Source organism: Rhodoferax sp., from assembly GCF_034520025.1.
GTDB lineage: Bacteria > Pseudomonadota > Gammaproteobacteria > Burkholderiales > Burkholderiaceae_C > Allorhodoferax.
This window is the reverse complement of record NZ_JAXHNZ010000002.1, coordinates 951485-969068: the sequence shown is the minus strand read 5'-3', so window position 1 is coordinate 969068 and position 17584 is coordinate 951485. Positions and strand designations below refer to the sequence as shown.

Genomic DNA, 17584 nt, shown 5'->3' with positions numbered 1-17584 from the left:
CATGGTTAACCGCATTTTCAACCGCATCCAATTGAATGTCTCCAAACCTGGCTTCAGCCTGGTGGTGGATATGGAGCTGCCGTCAAAGGGCATCACGGTTCTGCATGGGCCGTCGGGCTCGGGCAAAACGACGGTTTTGAGGTGCATCGCAGGTCTCGAGCGCTCGCCGCAAGCGCTGGTGCAGGTGGGCGGGCATACCTGGCAAGACGAGTCCGCAGGTGTTTTTTTGCCGACCTACCGGCGCTCCTTGGGATATGTGTTTCAAGAGGCCAGTCTCTTCGCCCATTTGGACGTGGCGGGTAATCTTGAATTTGCCCGCCGGCGCGCTGCGCCCCGCGTGGATGGCAGCCCGTTGTTGACGCCTGAGTTCGCCATCCAGACCTTGGGCTTGTCTAGGCTCTTGCACCGGCGCACTACTGACCTTTCCGGTGGCGAGCGACAACGTGTGGCGATTGCACGGGCGCTGGCGACTAACCCGCAGATTTTGCTTTTGGACGAGCCCCTTGCGTCTCTAGACGAGGCCCGCCGGCGCGAGGTTTTGCCGTGGCTGGAGCAACTCGGCAGTGAGCTCCAAATTCCAATGGTCTATGTGTCGCACGCGACCGAGGAGGTTACCCGCCTCGCCGATACCTTGGTGGTCCTGGAACAAGGGCGTGTCATGGCCATAGGCCCAGCGGATACCGTGTTGTCCCAAGTAGAGCCTGTGATCCGCCTCGGTGGCGAAACCGCCAGCTTGGTGACGGGGCGCGTGATATCCCACGATCCGCAGTGGCATTTGAGCGAAATTGCGTTTGATGGCGGCACCTTCTGGGTGCCTGATGCCAAGTTGCAAACCGGGCAGTGGGTGCGTTTGCGGGTGTTGGCTCGCGATGTCAGCATTGCAACCCAAGCCCCATCGGGAAGCAGCATTCAAAACACCGTGGCGTGCACCGTGGCGCAAATCCTGCCCGACCAGCAACCCGCCCAGGCCCTGGTGCGCTTGGATGTGAGCGGTACAGCGCTTTGGGCCCGCCTGACAAGGCGCGCAGTGCAACAGCTGCAACTCCAGCCGGGCATGCACGTCTGGGCGCAAGTGAAAGCCATGGCGCTCACGCAGTAACGCAAACGTGTTGCAAATACTTGCAAATTTCACCCGTTCGGGTGATGACAGCGCCGGTGCGTCCGCCTAACCTGTGGGGTTGATTACTTGTCTCCCTCCCATGCCCGACGCGCCGCTTTTGTCCTCTGAGCCGACCCACGTCACCCTGCTGTTCCAAGCGCAGGCTGCCTTGACGCGCGGCGATGTGGACTTCAGCCAGACGCTCTCCAAAAGCGCACTGCTGCATGCCCAACGGCAGAACGACGCCGCAGGCCAGGCCCGCGCCCTGTTGTACCTTGCGCAGGGAGACCGTCAGCTATCGCACCTGCGCCGTGCCCGTGAGACGGCGGAGCGCGCCGCCCAGATGTTTCAAACCCATGGAGACGCCGCTGGCGAGGCCGAGGCCCTCACCACCCTGGCCAACGTGCTGAGCCTGATGGGCCACAGTGCCGATGGATTGGAGGCCGCCATGCTGGCCTTGAAGCTCAGCCAGTCCAGCCCAGCCCGCCAGCCGCTTGCAGAGGCTATGGCCTGCAACTACCTCGGCGTTGCCTATGCCTGCAGTCAGAGTTTTGACAATGCGGCCGAGTTACTGGAGCGCTCCGTCCGGATGTTTGAAGCCCAGGGCCTGTGGGCTGAATCCTGCTTGCCGCGCTACCACCAGCGGTATGCCGAGATGCACCGCTGTTTTCTGGACCGGTATTACCACGGCACTTTTTTGTCGCTCGACCGGTTGACGCAAATCGCAGGCCTGCCCGAACAAGTCACCTCGCAACCCGGGAGTGTGCGCTCCTTGCTCTGCCCTTATCGCAAAACCCGCGCGCTGCTGGACCTGACACATGCATTTGAGTTGTGCTGGCAGGGCGACCTAGACGAGGCTAGCCGCAGGGCAGACACGATTTCGGCCAGCGTGGCCAAGGGCATGCGCCAACCGGCGGTGATCTTGCTTGAGATGTGGCTGAGGACCGAAATTGCATGGGCTGCCGAGGATTGGATGTCCGCCGAGGCCCATGCCCAGCGCTTGCTGCAATCTGCGGCGCGGGCTGAAAACGAGCATTTGCGGGCCACTGCGTATTTGTTGTTGATCCAGATCTACTCTGCCCAGGGCAAAGACCTGCAGGCACAAGCGCAGCAACGGCTCTGGAAAATGCAGGAAATGCACCTTCGCAAAGAGGCCTTGCACAGCCGCGAAGAACGTGTGGAATGGCAAATGCGGGTGCGGGCAGATCGCCAAGCCAGCCGTCATTTGGAAGAAAAAACGCGCCATCTGGAGCGCTTGGCCATGCAAGATGCCCTGACCGGCCTCTACAACCGCCGTTATTTAGAGCAAATCGTGCCGGCTTTGCTGAGCGATGCCACCGAGCGCCAGCGTGCCCCTGCCTTGGTGTTTGTCGATATCGACCACTTCAAGCAAATCAACGATCGCTTTTCCCATTTGGTGGGTGACGAGGTGCTCAGGACCGTGGGGCGGATTCTGAGTGGTTTTGTGCGGGAAGGCGATGTGTCCGTCCGGCTCGGGGGTGATGAGTTTGTGGTCCTCTTCAGCCACGTGGAGGCTCAGAGCAGCACCTCGGTGGTCGCGCGCATCCACAAAGCGGTGAACGAATTTGACTGGCACAGTGTGCACCCGGGGCTGAGCGTCTCTGCCAGCGCTGGGCTTGCACTGGCCGATAGCCAAGACACTCTCGCCAGTTGGCTCCACCGCTGCGATCTGCAGATGTACGTCGAGAAAGACTCCCGCTACCAAGACCTCGCTTGAGGTGCGGCAGCGAGCGTTGGTCTAGCTTTTGGCAGCCGCCATCAGTGCTGCGAAGCCCACGAAAACGCCGCCAGTCAAGCGATTAAAAGCGCGCATCACCGTGGCACGGCGCAGGTAGGTCGCGAGCTGCTTTCCACTGGCTGCATACACAAAGTACCAAGCGACTTCGACGACCGCAAAAGTACCCAGCAGAATCGCGAACTGGGTGAGTTGCGCCGCTTCAGGGTTCAGAAACTGGGGAAAGAAAGCGGCCGCAAACAAAATGGCCTTGGGGTTACTGGCCGCTACAAGGGCGCCCTGGCGGTAATGGCTCCAGAGGCTGGTGCCAGGGCTGACCGCCGGTATTGTGGGGTTGTTTGCGGTGTCTTCAGTGTCCTTGACCGGCGCGCGCCAGCACTGCACACCCAAGTAGGCCAGATAAGCCGCACCGGCCAAACGCAGCGTATCAAACACGGCCGGGAATGCCTGCAACAGCGCACCCAAGCCGGCGGCAGAAAGCCCCAGCATCAACATCAAAGAGGTCATGCATCCCGCCATGTTGACAATGGCCGCGCGCATGCCTTGACGGGCGCTGGTGCTCATGACCAACAGCATATTCGGGCCGGGCGTGCCCGACACCACAAACGTCATCATGACAAACAACCACCAGGTGTGAAGCGACATATCAGTTTCCGGAGTCAATAGTGGGGTGGCAAATCGTCACGCAGATTCCGCGCAACACCGGCATCCGGGGTCTGCTGCTTGAGGTGGGTCACCTCCCGGATCAACAGCTCAATTTGCGCTTGTTGCCGGATGATGATGCTGTCGAGCTGGTCCACCGTGTCTTCGAGGTAGCTGGCCTTGACCTCGAGGTCATGGAGCCGTTGTTCCATGCGGGTACTCATTGTTTCGCGCCCAGTGCCAGCGCAGCGGCGCGCGAGACCTGTTGGTCCGCGGTGTCGGGGGCTTCCTGGGTCCGCCAGCCACCGAGGTGGGTTTCCGTGAGCTGGCAGAGTGCGGTAATCCACTCCGGGTCATCATTCAGGCACGGGATGTAGTGAAACTCTTTGCCGCCTGCATGCAAAAACGCTTCGCGGGCTTCCATGTTGATTTCCTCGAGGGTTTCTAGGCAATCGCTGGTGAAGCCCGGGCAGATCACATCTACCCTCTCCACACCGGCCTTGCCCATGTCAATCAGGGTGGGCTCGGTGTAGGGCTCCAGCCATTTGGCACGGCCCAACCGGGACTGGAAAGTCACTTTGAACTGGTCTTTGGACAGGCCCAAAGCTTCGGACAGCAGCCGTGCGGTCTTGAAACACTCGCAGTGGTAAATGTCGCCCAGGTGCAGGGTGCGCTCAGGCACGCCATGAAAACTCATCACCAGCTTGTCAGGCCGGCCATTGGCACGCCAGTAGCGCTGCACGCTGGCAGCCAGCGCGGCGATATAGCCGCTGTGGTCGTGGTAGTGGTTGACAAAACGCAACTCGGGAATCGAGCGGGTTTTCGAGGCCCAGGTGTAGACCGCATCAAACACACTGGCAGTCGTAGTGGCACTGTATTGCGGGTAGGCCGGCACGATCAGGACGCGGGTGACTCCGTCTGCCTTGAGGGCGGTGAGCTGGGAGGCAATATTGGTGCTGCCGTAGCGCATGGCCCACGCCACCTTGACGTGGTGGTTGCGCTGGCCCAGCCAGCCCTGCAGCATTTTGGCCTGCCGCTCGGTCCACACCTTGAGCGGCGAACCCTCAGGCGTCCAGATGCTGGCGTATTTTGCGGCCGACTTGGCCGGCCGGAAACGCAGGATGATGCCGTGCAGGATCAACAACCACAGGAGCCGCGGAATCTCGACCACGCGGTGGTCACTCAAAAACTCGGCGAGGTAGCGGCGCACAGCCGGGGTGGTGGGTTCATCCGGCGTACCCAGGTTGCACAACAGCACGGCGGTGCGTGCGGGTTGACCATGGGTGTAAGAGGGCTCGGGAGCAAAGGGGGAGGGGAGTGCCATGAGGGAAGTATTCAGTCGCGGTGAGTGTCAGTCGGCTTCGGTGCTGGAGGGCGGGGGCGTATCGCTGAGCTCTTTGTCTACCAATTGGAGTGTGGGGTGTTGCCCGGTGAGCAGCAAAAACATGGCAAATACCGGGCCCTGCATGTTGCGGTCGTCGGTCGGGCTCTCTAGCGCCTGCCAGGTGCGGGACTGCAGGCCGCCACGGCTTCCGGCTTGCAAGGAGTAGCCCAGCAGTTCAGCGGCCTGGGCCTGATTCAGACCGGCCGCCAAGCGGGCGGCCTTGAGTCGTTCGCCCGATGGGCTGGGCATATCAAGCGTGATGGCAGGCATGGGGAGTGGATAGTGAAAACAACAGGCCCGATGGTAGCGCCCCGCGTGCACCGATGCGGCGTCGTTTGTGTGTACCCTCACAGCTTCCTTACCTGTTTTCGTGGCTCCTGCGAGTCGCGCACTGTCCCATGCTGAACTTGAGCCGTATCCGCGCCATCACCCTTGATCTGGACGACACCTTGTGGCCCGTGTGGCCCGCGATTCACCGGGCCGAAGACCTTTTGCGCGAATGGCTCACCGCCCATGCGCCCCGAACTGCCGTGATGTACGCCGACCCCCATCAGCGCCAATTGCTACGCGCAGACACTGAGGCGCAATGGGCAGACCATGCCCATGACCTCAGCGTGCTGCGGCGTGAATCCATCCGGCTGGCCCTGCAACGCAGTGGCGATGACACGGCTTTGGCGGAGCCGGCGTTTGAGGTGTTTTTTGATGCCCGGATGCAGGTGGAGCTGTTTGAGGATGCGATTCCTTTGCTCGACGCCATGGCGGCCCGTTGGCCGATCGTTGCAGTGAGCAATGGCAATGCGGATGTGCACCGCGTGGGCATTGGCCGCTACTTTGCGGCCAGTGTGAGCGCGCGGGATGCTGGCGTGGGCAAGCCGGATCCGCGTATTTTTGCAGCGGCTTGTGCGGCAGTCGGCGTCCAGGCCGAGGAGGTGTTGCACATCGGGGATGACGCAGCACTGGACGTGTTGGGAGCTCTCGGGGTGGGCATGCAAACCGTGTGGGTGAACCGGGAGGAGCACCTGTGGTCTTTCGAGCAGCACCCGCACGTCACCGTGGGCAGCTTGCGGGAGCTGCAAGACGTGCTCAGCGGGCCGGCCGCATCGTAAGGGTGCTCTTGGTGCGGGCGGTGACGTCGGCCTCGTCCAGCCACATGCGCACGAACTCACCTTTGGCGTATTTTTCAGACTGATCGGCGTAGTGCTGATCCGGCCAAACCCCACTTTGCCCCAGCGGGTTGATGCCTACGGCCTTGCCCGCATCTGCAAAGTCAATCACCCGCCGTGTCGAGGGGCCGGAAACGACAGCCCAAGGTGCGGGCCCCAGCGGGCCTGACAGGTTGTTGGGTGTTTCACGGCCGCCGGGCACTTGAAAGGGCCCCACATTGAAAATCTTGTCCAGTGGCTTTTGAAGCCCCAGCGGATGTTTGTGGGTCAGGGTGTGGGCCACACCCCAGCGCCAGTCCAAGAGGCTGGTGCCATACAGGCCTTGTAAATGCGCCAAGGTGTTGGACCAAGCGATGCGGGTCGTCTCGAAGTGGCTTTCCTTGGCCGCCGTACTGACATCATCCCACCACGGTGAATTGTTGTCCGCCACCAAGAGCGGCAGGGCGAAATCAAGGGCGCGGGTTTCCAGCAAGTTTTCAAACTGCACCGGACCGAGTTCGTCGGCAAACGCCGCTTTGGCCAACTCGTACATCATTTGGGTGAAGAGTGTTGCTGCAATGCTGCCTTCGTCGTAGGTGCCGTCCCAGTTGGTCAGGGGCTCCATGAACGCTTTTTCGTTGGGGTCGGTGACGACCGCATTCAAGGCCGGCAAAAGGTTGCGCAAAATGCGGGGGCCGTAGTTGTTGTTGACGTCCAGCATCAGCTTACGGGTCTCGACACTGGTCCACTTTGTGTCGGGGTTTTTGAGCACGGCGTCGAGCCGTTGCGCCCGGTCGGGCAGGTTGTAGTAGCCCGGTACGGGCACGCCACTCTTGGGTAAAGGCTGGTGGTTGGCCGATACGATGTAGCCGCGCGCCGGGTTCTCTTCTTGAGGGTTGAACCGGAAGGCGTAAAAGCCAGGTTTATCCGCCTCGCCTTTGGCCGCATCCAGGATAAACGTCGGGTTCACGCCTTGCGGGCGCAAGGGGAGCTTGGCTGCGGCCCACCACCCGATGTCGCCCTCTGCATTGGCCCACACGATATTGAGGCCGGGCGCGTGAATTTTGCTGGACGCTTCGCGGGCCTTGTCCAAGGTATCTGCCCGGTTGAGCGCATAGAAGCTCTGGATTGCAGGGTTCTCAGTGGCGTAAAACGCCCACCACATGGAGATGGGCCGTGTGCCTAGGCTCTCTTTGAACGCGTCATTGATGACGGGCCCTTGCGGTGTAGTTCGCACGGTCATGCGCACCGGTGGCGCCCCCTTGACCTCGATCACCTCGGTCCGGCTCGCCATGTCTACCCAGTTGCCTTGGTGCCAAACTTGTTGGGGGTTGTCGGGGTTAACCTGCTCGGCGATGAGGTCGATGTCGTCGTTCTGAAACATCGTCAGGCTCCAGCCGAAGTCGTGGTTGTGACCCAGCAGCGCCATCGGGTTCAGGGCCTGAAAGTGCCCGAAAAGCTCAAACTCCGGCGTGCTCAGATGCGCCTCGTACCAAGCTGACGGTGCAGAAAACGAGATATGCGGGTCACCGGCCAGCATCGGGCTGCCAGACGCGGTGCGCCTGCCCGACAACGCCCAGGCGTTGCTCCCCTCGAGTAGCGGGATGCCACCCAGCTCACGGGCCTGCAGGCTCACGCCGGCCACGCGTTGGAGGCTGTTCCACGCGTCCGGTGTCATGCCGGCGATCGGGGTCAAGACACCCTCAGGGTGCCACTCGGTATCGAAAGCCCGCAAATAGTCTGCGCCCAGGCGGTCCCGGATGAACGTCAAGACCGGCTCGGTGCGGAAGGCGGCGGCAAAGCTGTAAGCGAGGTAACCGCCCACGGCGTAGGTGTCTTCGGGGGTGAACGGCTGCTGGGGGATACCCAAAATGTCAAATTCCAAAGGCGCGCGGTGGCTGTCTTGCCACTGGTTGATCCCGTCGATGTAGTTCAGCAGGGCCTGGCTTTCCGGTGCGTTGCGGTCCATGGCGGCAACCACCTTTTTGGCATGTTCGCGCAAGCCCAGGGTGCGAAATAGCTTGTCTACCTCCAGTAGCTTAGGGCCGAGCACTTCGGCCAACTCGCCGTTGGCCAGTCGCCGGACCATCTCCAGTTGGAATAGCCGGTCTTGCGCGTGCACATAGCCTAGGGCGCGGTATAGGTCTGCCTCGTTGTCTGCGGTGATGTGCGGAACGCCGCGCTCGTCATACCGGACGGTGACGCTCCCTTGCAGATTTTGCAGCTCCACCACGCCGCTGCGGACCGGTTGCTTTTTGTACAAGTACCAGCCGCCCACGCCGGCGATCGCCAGTAAAACCAGAGCAAGCAGGCCCGCTATGAGTTTGACCATGAATTTCAAATTCGTCTCCAAATACCGTGAATATCAGTCTAGCGCTGCCAGCAGGCTCGCGGCCTCTGTGCCGCTACGCACCGCACCCTCCAGTGTCGCCGGGTAAGGCCCAGCCACATAGTCGCCGCAAGCCCACAAGTCGGGTGCAATCGTCGCTGGCGGGCGCTGCAGCGCGGGGGTGCAGGCAAAGGTAGCGCGCTTTTCGATCACGGTTTGCACCGCCACCAACTCCAGGCCCAGTTGGGCGCGGGCTTGGGCCAACACCTGTTGTTCGATGGTGTCTTTGTCGCCGCTGCTGGCACTCACCACAAACGCCAAGAGGCCTTGGGTGCCGTCGAGCTGGCCGCGGTCAAACACAAACTGGGCAGGGTAGGTGGCATCGCTGCGCAGAGCGACCATGGGGCGCGCCAGGCGGGCTGTTGGGCCATGGGCGTAGACGGTGGCAATAGATTCAAACTGCAGTGCACCCGCAGTAGCCGCCCAGATACGCAGATGGTTTGCTATGGTTTCAGTAGCGTGTTGCGCATATTCCATGAGGGCAGAGGCCGCATTTGATGATGAAGTGGCCCAGATCACTGCGTCAAACACTTCCCCGTTGACCTGCCACCGGCCGGCGCTACCCTGTGCAGCGGCCTCTAAGCGCGTGACCCGCACGCTGGTGCGGACCTCGGCTCCGCGTGCCTGCAGCCAAGTAGCCGCCGTGGCCGGGAACAGGCGCGCCATGTCGGTGGTGGGCAGCAGCAGGTTGGAGCTGCCGCGGCCGCCGAATAGCGAATCGCGCAGCACTGTCAGGAACACTCGGCCGCAGGCACGGTCCGCTGGGGTATTGAGCGCCGAGACGCACAAGGGATCAATCAGGGTGGACTGGACGGTGGGGCTCACGTGATGGCATAAATCGGTCACCGTGGTGCCGGGCGCGCAGCGAAAGCGGCTTACCTGCCAGCCGATGGACGCTCGCACCAGACTCCAGCGGTCCGCCCAGGTCCAGCCCTGCGCGGTGGCAATACCGGCCACCGCATCCAAGGGGCTGGGCCACAGGGGCAGGGCGATGCCTGCTCCGTCAGGCAGGCGCAGGTCCAGCGGCAGGCGCTTCAGGCAGGTTACGGGGTCGGCGCCCACCGAGCGCATCAGCTCTAGCGTGCGGGTGTAAGCGCCGATCAGGATATGTTGGCCGTTGTCCAGCACCACCGGTATGCCGTCCGGCAAGGTGCCCTGGAGGGCTCTAGCCCGCCCGCCAACTGCGCGAGATGCTTCAAAAACAATAGCGCAGTGCCCGGCGCGTGTGGCCGTCACTGCAGCCGCCATTCCGGCCCAGCCGGCGCCGACGATGGCGACCCTCACAAACGACCCAGCGCCTGCACTTTCCAAGCGAGCCAGAATTTGCGCAGCGGGGTGAGGCTGACGCGCTGGTGCAGCACCTGGAAGTTGTCGCGCTCAATTTCGGTGAGCAGGGCGCGGTAGATGCTGGCCATCATCAGACCGGGCTTCTGGGCACGGCGGTCGGCTGCGGGCAGCAAGGCCAGGGCCTCGTCGTACAGGCCTTGAGCGCGCTGGGCCTGGAAGCGCATGAGCGCTACAAAGCGGTCGGAGTAGGTGCGTTTGAGAATTTCGTGTGCCTTCACATCGAACTGCTGCAGTTCGTTGACCGGCAGGTAGATGCGGCCGCGCATCGCGTCTTCGCCCACATCGCGCAGGATGTTGGTGAGCTGCAGGGCTTGGCCTAGCTTGTGGGCGTATTGGGTGGTTTGCGGGTCGGTCTGGCCGAAGATGCCGGCCGCCACTTCACCCACTACGCCGGCCACCAGATGGCAGTAGCGTTGCAGGCCGGGGTAGTCGAGGTAGCGGGTTTGCTCCAGGTCCATCTGGCAGCCGTCAATCACCGCGAGCAGGTGCCGGGCCTCGATGGCATAAGTAGCGGCGTGCGTCATTAGCGCCTTCATCACCGGGTGGCTGGGGGTGCCCTTGAAAGATTGCTGCACCTCATTGCGCCACCAGGCGAGTTTGGTGGCGGCTACGCCAGCGTCGACCATGTCGTCCACCACATCGTCCACCTCGCGGCAAAAGGCATAAAAGGCGGTGATAGCGGCGCGGCGCGGGGCGGGCAGAAAAAGAAAGGCGTAGTAAAAGCTGCTGCCGGACGCAGCGGCTTTTTCCTGGACGTATTGCTCTGGGGTCATGGGCGGTATTGTCGCTACATCCACACCGCGCGCCACAGCATGACGGCATAGTCCCACGCATAGAGTTTGGGACGGCGTTGGAGGGTGGCGTGGTCCAGTGCGGCAATCTTGTCCAGAATCCGGAGTCCGCCCTGCACTACTAGCCTGAGCTCCCAGCCGGTACGCCCGGGCAGGCGGTGCACCAATTCCATGCCATTTTGCATGTTAGCCCTTGCGATGCTTGCGCAAGCTGCTATCAATTTGCGAGTGTTTTCGGTGTCTTGCTGCGCCAAGATGTCGGCTTGCTTGACGCCGAAACGGACACATTCGTCCTGGGGGAGGTAAAAGCGGCCCCGGGGAATGTCGGTGCTCAGGTCTTGCCAGAAGTTGATGAGTTGTAAGGCCGAGCAGATGTGGTCGCTCATGGCCAGCGAGGGAGCGTCGTGCACGTTATAGAGGTGCAGCAGCAGGCGCCCCACCGGATTGGCGGAGCGGCTGCAGTAGTCCAGCAGCTCGGTGTGGCTGCGGTAGCCGGTGCCTGTGCGGGTTTTCTCGATGTCTTGGACGAACGCGTCCAGCAGTGCATGCAAAAGCGGGTCGGGCAAGGCATGTGCCCGGCGCTGCACCTGCAAGGGCCCGAAGACCTGGGGCCAGCGGGCCACGGCCTCCGGTGCAGCGCTCAAGCCGGTGCGAAACAGCGCCAACTCCGCCAGGCGCTCCTCGGGTGTGGCGTTGCCCTCATCGGCGATGTCGTCTGCGGTGCGGGCAAAGTGGTAGATCGCCGCGATCGGCGGGCGCAGGTGGGGTGGGCACAGCACCGATGCCACCGGGAAATTCTCATAGTGGGTGATGGGCTGGGCGGCCGCGGGCGGTGCGTTGGCGGGGTCGTGCAGTGAGGGCATGGGCGGCATTGTGCCTTCCGCACGGTGCGGCGGCGGTGCTGGCTTCTTCTGTAACGGCTTGACAAAGGTCCATGTGCCGCTTAAATTACTAACCAACTGGTCATTAACTTCGTGCGCGGGGTTGGGGCCTCTCCGTTTCAACCTTACCCCCACCCTGTCACCATGTCTCCACGATTCATCCTGAAAGCGACGCCGGTTTTGCTCAGTGCCTTGTTGCTGGCTGCGTGCTCCAAACCTGCGCCTCCTGAGGAGCCCGTTCGCGCCGTCAAGTTGATGACGGTAGGGGCGGGCAGCATTCAGTCGAGCCTGGAGTTTTCAGCCGATGTGCGCGCCCGCGTGGAATCGCGCCTGGGCTTCCGGGTGGGTGGCAAGGTAGTGCGCCGTGCGGTCGATCTCGGCCAAACAGTCAAAGCGGGCCAAGTGATCGCCCAGCTGGACCCCCAAGACTACAAACTCGCGGCCGATGCAGCCCGCGCCCAGGTGGCTGCGGCCCAAACCAACCGCGATCTCGCAGCTGCGGACCACAAGCGCTACAAGGAGTTGCGCGACCAAAACTTCATCAGTGGTGCGGAGCTGGAGCGCCGCGATGCCGCCCTCAAAGCGGCCCAAGCCCAGCTGGAGCAAGCGCAAGCCCAGCTCAATAGCCAAGGCAATCAAGCCGGCTACACCACGCTGGTAGCAGACGTGTCCGGTGTCGTGACTGCAGTGACTGCAGAGGTCGGCCAGGTGGTGGCAGCCGGTACGCCGGTGGTGCAGATTGCCCAGGACGGCCCGCGCGATGTGGTGTTCTCGGTGCCGGAAGACAAGGTGGCTATGATTAAGACCGGCTCCAAAGTGGAGGTTCGTGTCTGGGCCAGCAGGTCGGTATTGGAGGGCTCGGTGCGCGAAGTCGCGGCCAGCGCCGACCCGGTGACCCGCACCTTTACCGTCAAGGTGGCGCTGGATGGAAAAGACGCTTTGCCCTTGGGTACGACGGTGTCGGTCGTGCCCAAGTCGCTCGATCGTGGCGCGGTGCAGGTCATCAAGCTGCCAACCACCGCCTTGCTGAAGTCTGGCTCCGGTAGCAGTGTCTGGGTGCTGGATACCGCCAGCATGACGGTGAAGTCCCAGCCGGTGGTGGTAGCCACGGCCGACGGGAACGATGCGGTCATCACCCAGGGCCTGACCCCGGGTATGCAGGTGGTAGTTGCCGGTGTGCATGTGCTGTCGCCCGGCCAGAAGGTCACTGTTTATCAGCCAAAAGGTGCTGTAGCGCCCGTAGCGTCTGCGCCAGCAGCTATGGATTCTGTAGCGCCCGCTGCTGCAGCTGCCAGCGCCGCTGTGGCCAAGTGAGGCGACCATGATGCAAGAACCTAGCAAGGGGTTTAACCTCTCCAAATGGGCGCTGGAGCATTCGGCGCTGACCCGCTACCTGATGATCGTGCTCATGCTCTTGGGGGCTGCGGCTTACTTTCAGCTTGGGCAGGATGAAGACCCGCCCTTTACCTTCCGCGCCATGGTGGTCCGCACCTATTGGCCGGGGGCGACAGCCCAGCAGGTGGCCGAGCAGGTTACCGACAAGTTGGAGCGCACCCTGCAAGAGGTGCAATACGCCGACAAAATCCGCAGCTACTCCAAGCCCGGCGAGTCGCAGATCATTTTCCAGATCAAAGACTCCAGCAAGGGCAGCGAGGTGCCCAACGTCTGGTACAGCGTGCGCAAAAAGATCGGCGACATGCGGGGCACCTTGCCCCAAGGCGTGGTGGGTCCATTCTTTAACGACGACTTCGGCGATGTGTATGGCGTGATCTATGCCCTGGAAGGCGAAGGCTTTAACTACGCGGAACTCAAAACGCTGGCCGACGATGTGCGCCAGCGCCTGTTGCGGGTGCCGGACGTGGCCAAAGTGGAGTTGTTCGGCGCGCAAGACGAAAAGCTGTACATCGAGATCTCGCAAAAGCGCTTGGCCCAGTTGGGCCTGGATTTCAACCAGGTGCTGGCCCAGCTCGGCCAGCAGAACGCGGTGGAGTCCGCGGGTGCGGTGCAAACCCCCTTGGACGTCGTGCAAGTGCGGGTGGGTGGCCAGTTCAATGCGGTGCAGCAATTGGCAGACATGCCGATTCGCGGCGCCAGTGGCAACCAGTTCCGCCTGAAAGACATTGCCACGATCGGTAAAGGCTATGTGGATCCGCCGTCCGTGAAGGTGCACCACCAGGGCAAAGAGGTGATTGCACTCGGGGTCTCCATGGCCAAGGGCGGCGACATCATTGCCTTGGGCCGCGCGCTAGAAAAAACCTTTGTTGGTATTGAGAAAACGCTTCCCGCGGGCATCAAGTTGGTGCAGTTGCAAGACCAACCCAAATCGGTGTCCAGCTCGGTCAACGAGTTCGTCAAGGTGTTGATTGAAGCGGTGGTCATCGTGCTGGCGGTGAGCTTTATTGCCTTGGGTCTGCACACCAAGGCCGGGCAGCCTTTCTGGAAGCGCTGGACGCTGGATGTGCGCCCTGGCCTGGTGGTCGGCATCACGATTCCGCTGGTGTTGGCCGTGACCTTTTTGGGCATGTATTACTGGGGCATCGGCTTGCACAAGATTTCACTCGGCTCGCTCATCATTGCGCTGGGCTTGCTGGTGGATGACGCGATCATTGCGGTGGAAATGATGGTCCGCAAGATGGAAGAGGGCTACGACAAGGTGCGGGCCGCGACCTTTGCCTACGAAGTTACCGCCATGCCGATGCTGACCGGTACGCTTATCACTGCCGTGGGCTTTCTGCCTATCGGTATGGCTAAGTCAGTGACTGGCGAGTACACCTACGCCATTTTTGCGGTGACAGTGCTGGCCCTGATTTTGAGCTGGTTTGTGTCGGTGTACTTTGTGCCCTATTTGGGAACCCTGCTGCTCAAGAGCCACGACCACCATGGGGGTGAATCCGCACACCAGGAGCACTTTGACACGCCGTTCTACAACACCTTCCGCCGCACGGTGAACTGGTGTGTACAGCACCGATGGATGACGATTGGTGGGACGATTCTGGTGTTCGCGCTTGGTATCGTGGGCATGGGCAAGGTGCAGCAGCAGTTTTTCCCGGATTCCAGTCGACCCGAGGTCTTGGTGGATATCTGGTTCCCGGAAGGGACCTCCTTTGCCAATAACCAGGCCGTGACCCAACGGGTGGAAGCCCGCCTGATGCAAGAGCCCGGCGTGTCAGCGGTGAGCACCTGGATCGGGTCCGGCGTGCCGCGGTTCTACTTGCCACTCGACCAGGTGTTCCCGCAGACCAACGTGTCCCAGTTCATCATCATGCCGGTGGACTTGAAGGTGCGTGAGTCTTTGCGTGTAAAGCTCCCGGCCTTGCTGGCAGCAGAGTTTCCCGAGGTGCGGGGCCGCGTCAAGCTCCTGCCGAACGGGCCACCGGTGCCTTACCCAGTGCAGTTCCGAGTGGTGGGTTCGGATCCATTGGTTTTGCGCGACCGCGCAGACGAGGTCAAAGCCGTCATGCGCCAGAGTAGCAACACCCGCGGGGTGAACGACAACTGGAATGAGTCAGTCAAGGTGCTCCGCTTGGAGGTGGACCAAGACAAAGCACGCGCCTTGGGCGTTAGCAGCCAGAGCATTGCGCAAGCGGCCAAAACCCTGTCCATGGGTACCACAGTGGGGCAGTACCGCGAAGGCGACAAACTGATAGACATTGTGTTGCGCCAGCCTTTGGATGAGCGCAACGCCATCACCGATATTGCCAATGCGTATCTGCCAACGAGCAGCGGCAAGTCGATCCCGATCACCCAGATCGCCAAACCGGTATTCACCTGGGAGCCCGGCGTGATGTGGCGTGAAAACCGCGACTACGCCATCACCGTGCAAAGCGATATGGTCGAAGGCTTGCAAGGCGCCACTGTGACCGCCGAACTGCAGCCCAAGATGAAAGAGCTGGAAGCGCAATGGGCCGCCAAGGGCATCAACGGCTACCGCATTGAAGTGGCGGGCGCGGTAGAAGAGAGTTCCAAAGGCTCGGCGTCCATCGTGGCCGGTGTGCCTGTGATGTTGTTCTTGACGTTCACCTTGTTGATGCTGCAATTGCAAAGCTTTAGCCGGTCATTGCTGGTATTCATTACCGGTCCCCTGGGTATTGCCGGTGTGGCCGGTGCACTCATTCTTATGGGGCGGCCCTTTGGTTTTGTTGCGCTGCTGGGGGTGATTGCCCTGATGGGAATGATCCAGCGCAACTCGGTGATCCTGATCGACCAGATTGAGCAGGACAGGGCGGCAGGCATTCCTGCGTGGGACGCGATTGTGGAGTCTGCGGTGCGACGGTTGCGCCCCATTGTGCTCACCGCTGCGGCGGCTGTGCTGGCTATGATCCCGCTGTCTCGCTCGGTTTTCTGGGGGCCGATGGCCGTGGCGATCATGGGCGGCCTTATCGTGGCAACGGTCCTGACATTGTTGGCTTTGCCCGCCATGTATGCCGCGTGGTTCCGGGTAAAACGCGAGAATCCTGCGCTGACCTGAAAGTGGGGCCCGCTTGCAGGTTAAAATAGCGGGCTTACTGATTTCAAACGGGTGGCTGGGTTGTTGTGAGCAATGTTCACGAATGAGTCCGGCCCCCGAGTTTTGTTTTTTGCGCGGGTGGCGAAATTGGTAGACGCACCAGGTTTAGGTCCTGACGGTGGCAACACTGTGGGGGTTCGAGTCCCCCCCCGCGCACCAACTTAGAAATGCATCGATGCGATGCCCGCAGGTAAAAGTCCTGCCAATCAAATATTAGGAGTAGACGATGGCCGTTACTGTAGAGACTCTGGAGAAGCTGGAGCGCAAGATCACGCTGACACTGCCTGTGGGCGTGATCCAGACCGAAGTTGACAGCCGTCTTCGCAAGTTGGCGCGCACCGTCAAGATGGATGGTTTCCGTTCTGGCAAAGTGCCAATGAACGTGGTGTCCCAGCGTTACGGCTACTCGGTTCACTACGAAGTGATGAACGACAAAGTGGGCGAGGCATTTGCTACCGCAGCTAACGAAGCCAAGCTGCGCGTTGCGGGCCAGCCCAAAATTTCTGAGAGCGAAACTTCGCCTGAAGGCCAAATGGCTTTTGACGCGATTTTCGAAGTTTTCCCAGAAGTCAAAATCGCTGACTTGGCAGGTGCCGAAGTCGAAAAGCTGACTGCCGATGTGACCGACGAGGCCATCGACAAGACCATTGAAATTTTGCGCAAGCAGCGTCGTACCTTTGCGCAGCGCGCACAGGACATCGCAGCCCAAGATACAGACCGCGTGACGGTAGATTTCGAAGGCAAGATCGACGGCGAACCTTTCGCCGGCGGCAAGGCTTCTGACTTCCAGTTCATTCTGGGCGATGGCCAGATGCTGAAGGAATTTGAAGACGCAACCCGTGGCATGAAGTCCGGCGAAAGCAAGACTTTCCCCTTGGCTTTCCCTGCGGACTACCACGGTAAAGACGTGGCTGGCAAGACAGCCGACTTCCTGGTCACCCTGAAGAAGCTCGAAGCCGCCAACCTGCCTGAAGTTAACGCAGACTTGGCCAAGTCCTTGGGTATCGCCGAAGGCACCGTGGAGGCGCTGCGCGCTGACATCCGCAAGAACCTTGAGCGTGAAGTCAAGCATCGCTTGCTGGCTCGCAACAAGCAAGCCGCGATGGACGCATTGGTCGCCAAGGCTGAGCTCGATTTGCCCAAGTCCAGCGTGCAAGCTGAGTTGGACCGCATGGTTGAAAGCGCTCGTGCAGACCTCAAGCAGCGCGGCATCAAGGATGCCGACAAGGCGCCGATCCCTGACGACATCTTCCGACCACAAGCCGAGCGTCGCGTGCGTTTGGGTCTGGTAGTGGCTGAATTGGTTCGCTCCAATGACCTGGCCGCCAAGCCTGAGCAAATCAAGGCCCACGTCGAAGAACTGGCAGCCAGCTACGAGAAGCCAGCCGACGTGATCCGTTGGTATTACGGCGACAACCGTCGTATGGCGGAAGTGGAAGCGGTTGTGATTGAAAACAACGTGACCGAGTACATCTTGGCCAAGGCCAAAGTGACTGACAAGGCTGTGTCCTTCGACGAATTGATGGGCCAGAACTAAGGGCAGGCGCAGGCGCATTCTGTGCGTCGCAGCGAAATGGGGCTTGCGCGGGACTTGCAGTCCTGCGGCTAAGCCCCATTTGCTTTTTGGGCTTGTCTTTTTCGGTACA

14 protein-coding genes and 1 tRNA gene are annotated in these 17584 nt (G+C 61.3%); 7 read left to right on the top strand and 8 right to left on the bottom strand.

Features of this window, described 5'->3' with window-relative positions:
* Position 1 precedes the first annotated feature (1 nt).
* On the top strand, positions 2-1099 hold the full coding sequence (modC, locus tag U5L73_RS12870; protein ID WP_322562722.1) for a molybdenum ABC transporter ATP-binding protein: 1098 nt from the start codon (positions 2-4) through the stop codon (positions 1097-1099).
* Between the two features lie 100 nt (positions 1100-1199).
* A complete protein-coding gene (locus U5L73_RS12865; protein WP_322562721.1) occupies positions 1200-2837 on the top strand; it encodes a GGDEF domain-containing protein in 1638 nt (545 codons plus the stop codon).
* A gap of 21 nt (positions 2838-2858) precedes the next feature.
* Here the strand turns inward: U5L73_RS12865 and U5L73_RS12860 are convergent, their stop codons facing one another.
* From U5L73_RS12860 to U5L73_RS12845, 4 genes are read right to left on the bottom strand one after another with little or no spacing between them, the layout of a single operon-like run.
* Positions 2859-3500, bottom strand: a complete 642-nt coding sequence (locus tag U5L73_RS12860) for a LysE family translocator (protein WP_322562720.1) — start codon at positions 3498-3500, stop codon at positions 2859-2861.
* A gap of 14 nt (positions 3501-3514) precedes the next feature.
* Positions 3515-3709 carry a SlyX family protein gene (locus tag U5L73_RS12855; RefSeq protein ID WP_322562719.1) on the bottom strand — a complete coding sequence of 65 codons (195 nt, stop codon included), beginning with the start codon at positions 3707-3709 and terminating at the stop codon, positions 3515-3517.
* Between the two features lie 8 nt (positions 3710-3717).
* On the bottom strand, positions 3718-4821 hold the full coding sequence (hemH, locus tag U5L73_RS12850) for a ferrochelatase (protein ID WP_322562718.1): 1104 nt from the start codon (positions 4819-4821) through the stop codon (positions 3718-3720).
* A 27-nt stretch (positions 4822-4848) separates the two neighbouring features.
* Positions 4849-5151 carry a helix-turn-helix transcriptional regulator gene (locus U5L73_RS12845; RefSeq protein WP_322562717.1) on the bottom strand — a complete coding sequence of 101 codons (303 nt, stop codon included), beginning with the start codon at positions 5149-5151 and terminating at the stop codon, positions 4849-4851.
* A gap of 128 nt (positions 5152-5279) precedes the next feature.
* On the opposite strand from U5L73_RS12845, the gene U5L73_RS12840 reads away from it, so the two are divergent.
* On the top strand, positions 5280-5987 hold the full coding sequence (locus U5L73_RS12840; protein WP_322562716.1) for an HAD family hydrolase: 708 nt from the start codon (positions 5280-5282) through the stop codon (positions 5985-5987).
* Here U5L73_RS12840 and U5L73_RS12835 read toward each other — a convergent pair.
* Genes U5L73_RS12835 through hpnC form a run of 4 tightly spaced genes read right to left on the bottom strand, consistent with a single transcriptional unit; the run spans position 5965 to position 11422 of the window.
* Positions 5965-8355 carry a penicillin acylase family protein gene (locus U5L73_RS12835; protein WP_322562715.1) on the bottom strand — a complete coding sequence of 797 codons (2391 nt, stop codon included), beginning with the start codon at positions 8353-8355 and terminating at the stop codon, positions 5965-5967. The two genes, U5L73_RS12840 and U5L73_RS12835, sit on opposite strands and share 23 nt — an antisense overlap.
* A gap of 33 nt (positions 8356-8388) precedes the next feature.
* Positions 8389-9696: a hydroxysqualene dehydroxylase HpnE gene (gene hpnE, locus U5L73_RS12830; RefSeq protein ID WP_322562714.1), complete on the bottom strand. Its 1308-nt coding sequence runs from the start codon at positions 9694-9696 to the stop codon at positions 8389-8391.
* Positions 9693-10532, bottom strand: a complete 840-nt coding sequence (gene hpnD, locus U5L73_RS12825; protein ID WP_322562713.1) for a presqualene diphosphate synthase HpnD — start codon at positions 10530-10532, stop codon at positions 9693-9695. The genes hpnE and hpnD overlap by 4 nt, the downstream gene beginning before the upstream one ends.
* Before the next feature lie 14 nt (positions 10533-10546).
* The gene (gene hpnC, locus U5L73_RS12820) at positions 10547-11422 is read right to left on the bottom strand and encodes a squalene synthase HpnC (RefSeq protein WP_416221310.1); all 876 of its coding nucleotides are present in this window, start codon (positions 11420-11422) and stop codon (positions 10547-10549) included.
* A 153-nt stretch (positions 11423-11575) separates the two neighbouring features.
* Between hpnC and U5L73_RS12815 the strand changes: the two genes are divergently transcribed.
* The 4 genes from U5L73_RS12815 (at position 11576) to tig (ending at position 17475) form a co-directional block, all read left to right on the top strand.
* Positions 11576-12745: an efflux RND transporter periplasmic adaptor subunit gene (locus tag U5L73_RS12815; protein WP_322562712.1), complete on the top strand. Its 1170-nt coding sequence runs from the start codon at positions 11576-11578 to the stop codon at positions 12743-12745.
* A gap of 7 nt (positions 12746-12752) precedes the next feature.
* Complete coding sequence (locus tag U5L73_RS12810; RefSeq protein WP_322562711.1) at positions 12753-15899, top strand: efflux RND transporter permease subunit; 3147 nt, start codon at positions 12753-12755, stop codon at positions 15897-15899.
* A 111-nt stretch (positions 15900-16010) separates the two neighbouring features.
* Positions 16011-16097 (top strand) — tRNA-Leu (locus tag U5L73_RS12805).
* A gap of 67 nt (positions 16098-16164) precedes the next feature.
* A complete protein-coding gene (gene tig / locus U5L73_RS12800; protein ID WP_322562710.1) occupies positions 16165-17475 on the top strand; it encodes a trigger factor in 1311 nt (436 codons plus the stop codon).
* Positions 17476-17584 lie beyond the last annotated feature (109 nt).

Excerpts from the sequence above, each read along its gene's own strand:
- modC (WP_322562722.1), top strand. The coding sequence starts at position 2 with ATGGTTAACCGCATTTTCAACCGCATCCAATTGAATGTCTCCAAACCT.
- U5L73_RS12865 (WP_322562721.1), top strand. The coding sequence starts at position 1,200 with ATGCCCGACGCGCCGCTTTTGTCCTCTGAGCCGACCCACGTCACCCTG.
- U5L73_RS12860 (WP_322562720.1), bottom strand. The coding sequence starts at position 3,500 with ATGTCGCTTCACACCTGGTGGTTGTTTGTCATGATGACGTTTGTGGTG.
- U5L73_RS12855 (WP_322562719.1), bottom strand. The coding sequence starts at position 3,709 with ATGGAACAACGGCTCCATGACCTCGAGGTCAAGGCCAGCTACCTCGAA.
- hemH (WP_322562718.1), bottom strand. The coding sequence starts at position 4,821 with ATGGCACTCCCCTCCCCCTTTGCTCCCGAGCCCTCTTACACCCATGGT.
- U5L73_RS12845 (WP_322562717.1), bottom strand. The coding sequence starts at position 5,151 with ATGCCTGCCATCACGCTTGATATGCCCAGCCCATCGGGCGAACGACTC.
- U5L73_RS12840 (WP_322562716.1), top strand. The coding sequence starts at position 5,280 with ATGCTGAACTTGAGCCGTATCCGCGCCATCACCCTTGATCTGGACGAC.
- U5L73_RS12835 (WP_322562715.1), bottom strand. The coding sequence starts at position 8,355 with ATGGTCAAACTCATAGCGGGCCTGCTTGCTCTGGTTTTACTGGCGATC.
- hpnD (WP_322562713.1), bottom strand. The coding sequence starts at position 10,532 with ATGACCCCAGAGCAATACGTCCAGGAAAAAGCCGCTGCGTCCGGCAGC.
- hpnC (WP_416221310.1), bottom strand. The coding sequence starts at position 11,422 with ATGCCGCCCATGCCCTCACTGCACGACCCCGCCAACGCACCGCCCGCG.
- U5L73_RS12815 (WP_322562712.1), top strand. The coding sequence starts at position 11,576 with ATGTCTCCACGATTCATCCTGAAAGCGACGCCGGTTTTGCTCAGTGCC.
- U5L73_RS12810 (WP_322562711.1), top strand. The coding sequence starts at position 12,753 with ATGATGCAAGAACCTAGCAAGGGGTTTAACCTCTCCAAATGGGCGCTG.
- tig (WP_322562710.1), top strand. The coding sequence starts at position 16,165 with ATGGCCGTTACTGTAGAGACTCTGGAGAAGCTGGAGCGCAAGATCACG.